Source organism: Geodermatophilus sp. SYSU D00697, from assembly GCF_054050175.1.
Window position 1 is genome coordinate 1 of sequence record NZ_JBJGYV010000058.1, and the last position, 7,413, is coordinate 7,413.

Genomic DNA, 7,413 nt, shown 5'->3' on the forward strand with positions numbered 1-7,413 from the left:
CGGCGAGCACAGTGCTCGCCGGCCGTCGCCGCACCTCGGGGCACTCAGGCCGCGGCCTTGGTGGACGCGGTCTGGCTGACCCCTCAGATCGAGGCGGACGTCAACGGCTCGATGTTCTGGTTGAGGCGGAAGACGTTGTCCGGGTCGTAGGCGGCCTTGACTGCTGCGAGCCGCTGGTACCCAGCGGATCCGCCGTACGCCTCCTTGATGCGAGCACGGCCCTCGTCGCCGTCCAGGTGGTTGACGTAGGTGCCGGCGGCCGCTGGACGCAGGGCAGTCCACGTGTCACGTGCCCACCGACGGTGGGCGTCGCCGGGACCGCCTTCCCAGGAGGAGGAGACAGTGACCAGCCAGCGGCCACCGCGGTTGACGAAGGCGGTGGCGCGTGGGTCGACGTCGCTGATCGCGCCACCCAGGAGCCGCAGCAGGATGACGCTGCGTGGTGAGCTGACGCCCGCCCACTGCCCGATCAGGCGGTCGATCGCTGCGTCGTCGAGCCGTCCGAGGAGGTCGGATCGGACGTAGTTGTGCAGTCCGGGCGGGTTCATCGCGTCGGCGGAGCGCTGCAGCGCGACGTAGCTCGTGATCCCGACGCCGTCGACCACCGGCCGGCCGATCCCCCGGACTCCGCGGAGGAACGCCTCGCCCTCGCTCCGCGATCCGACCCAGCACGGGATGACCACCAGGGTCCGCCTGCCCTGCAGCGGCTGCGGCACCTCGGGCAGCGGTGGCATCGTCGCCAGCGCTGCCACCAGGGCGAACTCGCGCGGTGCGTCCAGGGCCAGGTCCTGCAGCGCCCCCAGGACCGCGGGCGCCTGGTCCTCGGGGTACATCAGCGGACCGGCCACCATCGGCCCGACCGGGTGCACGCGGAAGCGGAACTCGGTCACGATGCCGAAGTTGCCGCCTCCACCGCGCAGGGCCCAGAACAGATCGGGGTGCTCGTCGGGACCGACCTGCAGCAGCCGGCCGTCGGCCGTGACGAGATCAGCGGACAGGAGGTTGTCGCAGCTCAGCCCGAACTTGCGGGACAGACAGCCGATCCCGCCGCCGAGGGTCAGGCCCGCGATCCCGGTGTCCGACACCTCCCCTCCGGGGGTCGCCAGTCCGAATGCCTGGGTCTCGGCGTCGAACTCGGCCCAGGTGAGCCCGGGCTGTGCGGTGGCCGTGCGCGACCGCGGGTCGACCCTGATGCCCTTCATCCCCGACAGGTCGACCACGATCCCGTCGTCACACGTCGAGAACCCCGGGATGCTGTGGCCTCCTCCGCGCACCGCGAGCGGCAGGCCGCGCTCGCGTGCGTGGCGCACCGCGGCGATCACGTCGGCGGCCCCCGTGCAGCGGGCGACCATCCGGGGCCGGCGGTCGATCGCGAGGTTCCAGACCCGGCGGGCGCGCTCGTAGTCCGGTGAGCCGGGGCTCACGACCTCCCCCCGGAAGCCCGGCAGGTCGTGGTCGAGGTCCTTCTCGAGCAGGTCGGTCATGGCGTGCCTCCGCGCAGGCGGTGCGAGTGGGACGAGGCGACCCTCCCGCGGACCGACCCGCTGCACGACGGGCAGATCACGTATCTCCCGGTCGGGCGCTACGTACGTAGTCCCGCGAGGCGGGGGCGGCTCCGGCGCGTCCTCCGCCCGGCGCCGTCCCTGCTCCGTGGCGGCGGAGTCGCCTGCTCGGACGCTCATCGCAGCCCGGCTCGGGGGCCGGTCTCACCAGGTGGATCGGGCCGCCCGAGCGACGAGTGCGCTGCGGCTGTGGGTCCCGGTCTTGGCCATCAGCCGTTCCAGGTGTTTCTCCACGGTGCGGGGCGAGAGCACCAGCCGGGCCGCGATCTCGCGGTTCGACAACCCCTGGCCGACCAGGCCGAGGACCTCTGCTTCGCGGCTGGTGACTCCGCGGGAGCGGAGCGCGTGGGGCACGTCGGGTCCCGGTGTACGGCGAGGGACCGGGGCGCCGGCGCGGCGCAGGATCGCACGGCAGGCCGCGGCGACCCGATCGTGGCCCATGCGTTCGAAGTAGGTCAGGTCATCGAGGAGCCAGCGGGTCGGTTCGCCCCAGCCGTCCGAGATCGCAGCCTCGGCGACCAATCGCCGGGCGAGGTGCCGGAAGTGGGGCATCGGTACGGGTGCGAGCAGCGCTCGATCCGCAGCCGCGAACGCCGTCGCCGCTGCAGCGCGGTCGCCCTGACGACCGAGGACGACCGCCTCGGCCAGCCCGAGGTGTCCGACGGTCCAGCGCGCGACTCCCGCGCCGGTCTGCGTCTTGGCCAGCTCGAGGGCATCGGCGCCGCGCTCGAGGGCTGCGAGGAGGGCCCATCTCGCCAGCGGCGGGCTCGACGTGGTGTCGACGTCACGACGGAGATGTACTGCGGCGCGATCGAGGGCCCGGAGTGCACCGTCCCGGTCCTCGACCAGCAGGCGACTGGTTGCACGCACGTGCAGGGCCGCGGCAGCGACGTGGTCGTCGTCCGGCGCGCGGGCGAGCGCATCGGCGGCCATGGCCTCTGCTGCGGCTTCCTCCCCGAGCTGGGCGCGGATCTCGCCCTGGACGATCAGCACCATCGGCAGGATCGGCAGCCGCAGCCACCGCGCCCTCTCCTCGACCGCTGCCAGGATCGCGAGGGCCTCGCCGTGTTCGCCCCGCCAGGCCAGCATCGACGCGCGGTGGTAGTCGGCGGCGGTGGCGACCGCGATCGAGCCGGTGTCCAGCGCGGCCTCACGGGCTTGCTCGGCACGGTCGGTCCGCAGGCTGCCGAACAGGTCGATGGTCGACAGCTCGTGCAGTGCGCGGGCCCGCCACACGGGGAGCCGATGACGCTGGGCCGTGTCGAGCGCACGGGTGAACAACGCCTCGGCAGCGGCTCCGTCACGTCGCCGGGCCAGCCTGCCCAGCACCTCCAACGCCTCGCAGGTCACCTCGGGCCGCACGGGCACGCGGGCATCGAGGACGCGGCGGGCGAGACGCTCGGCCTCCGCGAACCGGTTGCGACCCAACGCGATGAGCGCCTCGACGAGGTCGGCCCGCGGCAGGTCCGCCGTGACCTCACGCGCCAGACGCGTCTGCTCCTCGGCGGCCGACCAGGCGCCGGCGACTGTCCATGCGCGCGCCAGTCGCAGGTGCGCGTCCGACACGCGCGACGGTGCCGCGTCCAGCCGCAGCAGGCCGGCCAACAGGGACGAGGTCGCGGCGGCGGCGTCCTCGGGCCGCCCGGCCTGCACCAGGACCTCCGCCAACACCTCGTCGGCCTGCGCGCGGGTGAGCACGTCGTCACCACCCAGCGCCCGCGCTCGTTCCAGGGTCGCTTCGGCGGTTGCGAGCGCCCCGCTCTCAAGGTCCCTCCGCCCGGCGTCGACGAGGAGTTCGGCGGCACGCCGCTGGTCCCCCGCCAGCTCCGCCATGGCGGCGGCAACGGCACACCGGTCCCGGTCGAGATCGCTGCCGACGCTCTCCAGCACCTCCAGCGCCCGGCCCGCCAGAGCGGCGCGTTCGGGCGGCAGGATGTCGGCGAGGACGGCGTCACGGCTGAGGGCGTGGCGGAACGCCACCCTGCCACGGGCACCGGTGACGAGCAGTCCGTCGCGCGCTGCCCCACGCAGCGCGTCGAGCACCGCCGCCTCGTCGAGCCCGGTCATCGGGGGCAGCAGGGCCCAGTCGAACTGCTCACCGAGGACCGCTGCAGCCGTCACGCAGCGCCGCGCCTCCTCCGGCAGCGCGGCGAGCTGGGCTCGGGTGGCCTCGGCGATGCTCACCGGCACCACGAGGTCGCTCGGGTGACGGCGGGCGACGTCGAGCAGCTCCTCGACGAGCAGCGGAACGCCCTCGGCCCGGCTGTGGACCAGTTCGAGCAGCTCCGGGCGCAGGTCGTCGCCGAGGCAGGCAGTCGCCATCTCCACCACGCCCGGCTCGTCGAGACCCTCCAGCTCGAGCAGCCGGACGGCGTCACGCCGGGCGGCGTGGTGCAGTACGGGGACGGCCGAGCCCTCCTCGCGGCTGGTCACGACGATCAGCACCGGCTGCGAGGCGACGTTGTCGAGCAGGTACTCGAGCACGGCGAGCGTGTCCGGGTCGGCCCAGTGCAGGTCTTCGAGGACGAGCAGCAGGCCCTGACCGGCGCCCAGGTGGCCCAGCAACCGCAGGACGGCCTCGCCGAGGACCACGAGCGAGTTGTCCAGCGGGCCGGACCGCCATTGCGGCAGCAGCCGGCCGAGCACGGCTCGGAACGGCCCCAGCTCGGCCGGCGCCGGTCGGTCGGCACGCAGCCCACCGAGCAGGGCCTCGACGATCGGGCGGAACGCCGGCTGCTGGCCGCCGGCGACCGCTCTACCGACCAGCGTCGGCACCATGTCGCGGGATCGTCGGGCCAGTTCCCCGGCGAGGCGTGACTTGCCGATCCCGGCGGATCCGACCAGGGCCACCGCACCGCCGCGACCGGTTCGGACGGCGTCCAGCGCCGCGAGCAACTGCTCGAGCTCGCGGTCCCGCCCCACCAGGACCGGGCACCGGAGGCCGAGCACCGCTCAAGTATGGATCGCACGGACCAGCCGGGATCGCGATCGCCGAAGGAGCGACGCGGCGGGTGTGCTGCCGGTTCCCCGTTGGGCCGTCGAGGACCACCTGACGACGAGAAGACGGCGACGGCCGGCGAGCACAGTGCTCGCCGGCCGTCGCCGCACCTCGGGGGAACTCAGGCCGCGGCCTTGGTCTCCCAGAAGATCTTGTCGATCTCGGCGATGTAGTCGAGCAGCTTCTGGCCCTCGGCCGGGTCCATGCTGCCCTTGCCGCCGGCCGCACCGGCCTGCTTGGTGGCCTTGTTGAACAGCTCGTGCAGCTGCGGGTACTTCTCGAAGTGCGGGGGCTTGAAGTAGTCGGTCCACAGCACCCACAGGTGGTGCTTGACCAAGTCGGAGCGCTGCTCCTTGATCAGCACGGCGCGCATGCGGAAGACCGGGTCCTCGTTGGCCTGGTACTTCTCCTGGATGGCCTTGACGGACTCTGCCTCGATGCGGGCCTGGGCCGGGTCGTACACGCCGCAGGGGAGGTCGCAGTGCGCGGTGGCCTCCACGGCGGAGAACATGCGGAAACGCATGGACGTGACCTCCGGGTCTCGTGGTGTGGTCGTCTGCGACCCTACTCCCGGTGAACGGTGACCACAGGTCCGAGGAAGAGGTCCCCCCGACCGTTCCGCCGCTGGTCACACCCTGGGTCCTGGCCCGGGTGGCCGGGCCGTCCATGTCGCCGACCGTGCGGCACGGTGACCGGCTGCTGGTGCGGCGGGTCGACCGCGGCGGCGCGGTCGGTCCCGGCGACGTCGTCCTGGCCCGGTTCCCCGTCCGGCCGGAGCTGCTGGTGGTCAAGCGGGTGCGGCGGGAGGCACCGGGCGGCCACTGGGTGGAGGGCGACAACCCCCTGGTCGCCGACGACAGCCGCGCCTTCGGCCCCGCCGTCGTGGTGGGCCGGGTGGTGGGCCGGCTGTGGCCGCGACCGGGTCGGCTGGCGTCGCCCCCGGACTCAGCGGCCGGCGCGTAGCTGCTCGTACCGCGACGCGCACTGCTCCATCGTCGGCAGCAGTCCCTGCTCGCGGGCCTGCTCGAGGGTCGGCGCCTGCCGGTCCTTGGCAGAGAGCTCGAACTCGACGTCGCCGGGCCAGGGGAGTGCCAGCGCCGGGTCCAGCGGGTCGATGCCGAACTCCCGCGTGGGGTCGTAGCCGCTGGACACCAGGTAGGTCACCGAGCTGCCGTCGGCCAGGGAGACGAAGGCGTGGCCGAGGCCCTCGGACAGGTACACGGCGCGGGGCGCCTCGCTGTCGAGGACGACGGCGTCGTGCACCCCGAAGGTCGGTGAGCCGACCCGGACGTCGACGACGACGTCGAGCACCCGCCCCGCCGGGCAGTACACGTACTTGGCCTGCCCGGGCGGCACCAGGGCGAAGTGCACGCCCCGCAGCACCCCGCGGGCGGAGACGCTGTGGTTGGCCTGGGCCAGCGTCAGCCCGAACCCCAGGGCGCCGGAGAGGACGTCGGCCCGGTACCACTCGGTGAACCGGCCGCGGGCATCGCCGTGGGGGACCAGGTCGAGGGCGTAGGCGTCGCGCACAGCGAGTTCGCGGATCTCCACGGTGCGGAACGGTAGGCGACCGCTCGTGCCTGACACCGTTACGCTGCCGTGTCCATGGGCGGAACCCTGCATCCCGATACCTCCGCTGCCCGTCCGGCGAGCCCCGACCGCTTCGCCGACGACCCGGCGTTCGCGGTCCACGAGGGCGGCAAGCTGGCGGTACGCCCGACCCGGTCCATCGACTCCGTGGCCGACCTGGCGCTGACGTACACGCCGGGCGTGGCCCGCGTCTCCAGCGCCATCGCCGCCGAGCCCGGTCTCGCGCGGCGGTTCACGTGGGCGCCTCGCGTGGTCGCGGTGATCTCCGACGGCACCGCCGTCCTGGGGCTGGGCGACATCGGACCCACCGCCGCGCTGCCGGTCATGGAGGGCAAGGCCTGCCTGTTCAGCGAGTTCGCCGGGCTGTCGTCGGTGCCGGTGGTCCTCTCCACCACCGACGTCGACACGATCGTGGAGACGGTGGCGGCGATGGCGCCGTCCTTCGGCGGGATCAACCTGGAGGACATCAGCGCTCCGCGCTGCTTCGAGATCGAGGACCGGCTGCGCGAGCGGCTGGACATCCCGGTCATGCACGACGACCAGCACGGGACGGCGATCGTCGTGCTCGCCGCCCTGCGCAACGCGGCCCGGGTGGTCGGCCGGGAGATCGGCGACCTGCGGGTGGTCGTCTCCGGTGCCGGGGCGGCGGGGATCGCGTGCACCAAGATCCTGCTGGGCGCGGGTGTCGGTGACATCGCGGTGGCCGACTCCCGGGGGGTCCTGCACCCGGGCCGCGAGGACCTCACCCCGGTCAAGCGCTGGGTCGTGGAGCACACGAACCGGGCCGGCTACGCGGGCACGATGGCCGGCGCCCTGGAGGGCGCCGACGTCTACCTGGGCCTGTCCGGGGGCTCGGTGCCGGAGTCGGTGATCGCCTCCATGGCGCCCGACTGCATCGTGTTCTCGCTGGCCAACCCCATCCCCGAGGTCGACCCGGAGATGGCGGCGCGGTACGCGGCCGTCGTCGCCACCGGACGCAGCGGGGAGCCCAACCAGATCAACAACGTGCTCGCCTTCCCCGGGGTGTTCCGCGGGGCGATCGACGCCGGCGCGACGGGCATCACCGAGGAGATGAAGCTGGCGGCGGCCGCCGCGATCGCCGACGTCGTGGGCGACGAGGTGCGTCCGGACTACGTCGTCCCCAGCCCGCTCGACCGGCGGGTGGCCGAGGCCGTGGCGGCCGCGGTGGCCGCCTGCGCCCGTGAGGAGGGCGTCACCCGCTGACGCGACCGGCGGGGATCGGTGCGGGTCACCCGCACCGAT

General features: G+C 73.6%; 6 protein-coding genes. 2 read left to right on the forward strand and 4 right to left on the reverse strand.

Annotated elements, in window-relative coordinates; genetic code table 11:
* Positions 1-83 precede the first annotated feature (83 nt).
* The 3 genes from ACI79C_RS25010 to sodN all read right to left on the reverse strand — a co-directional run bounded on the left by ACI79C_RS25010 (position 84) and on the right by sodN (position 5,083).
* Positions 84-1,484 carry an FAD-binding oxidoreductase gene (locus tag ACI79C_RS25010; protein WP_456948406.1) on the reverse strand — a complete coding sequence of 467 codons (1,401 nt, stop codon included), beginning with the start codon at positions 1,482-1,484 and terminating at the stop codon, positions 84-86.
* 222 nt (positions 1,485-1,706) lie between these two features.
* Positions 1,707-4,511 carry an ATP-binding protein gene (locus ACI79C_RS25015; protein WP_456948407.1) on the reverse strand — a complete coding sequence of 935 codons (2,805 nt, stop codon included), beginning with the start codon at positions 4,509-4,511 and terminating at the stop codon, positions 1,707-1,709.
* 170 nt (positions 4,512-4,681) lie between these two features.
* Positions 4,682-5,083 carry a superoxide dismutase, Ni gene (gene sodN / locus ACI79C_RS25020; RefSeq protein WP_456948408.1) on the reverse strand — a complete coding sequence of 134 codons (402 nt, stop codon included), beginning with the start codon at positions 5,081-5,083 and terminating at the stop codon, positions 4,682-4,684.
* A gap of 50 nt (positions 5,084-5,133) precedes the next feature.
* Between sodN and ACI79C_RS25025 the strand changes: the two genes are divergently transcribed.
* Positions 5,134-5,523: a S26 family signal peptidase gene (locus ACI79C_RS25025; RefSeq protein WP_456948409.1), complete on the forward strand. Its 390-nt coding sequence runs from the start codon at positions 5,134-5,136 to the stop codon at positions 5,521-5,523.
* Here the strand turns inward: ACI79C_RS25025 and ACI79C_RS25030 are convergent.
* Positions 5,506-6,111 carry a dTDP-4-dehydrorhamnose 3,5-epimerase family protein gene (locus ACI79C_RS25030; RefSeq protein ID WP_456948410.1) on the reverse strand — a complete coding sequence of 202 codons (606 nt, stop codon included), beginning with the start codon at positions 6,109-6,111 and terminating at the stop codon, positions 5,506-5,508. The genes ACI79C_RS25025 and ACI79C_RS25030 overlap by 18 nt on opposite strands.
* 54 nt (positions 6,112-6,165) lie before the next feature.
* Between ACI79C_RS25030 and ACI79C_RS25035 the strand changes: the two genes are divergently transcribed.
* Positions 6,166-7,374, forward strand: coding sequence for an NAD(P)-dependent malic enzyme (locus ACI79C_RS25035; protein ID WP_456948411.1), 1,209 nt, complete (start codon positions 6,166-6,168; stop codon positions 7,372-7,374).
* The last annotated feature ends 39 nt before the right edge of the window (positions 7,375-7,413 follow it).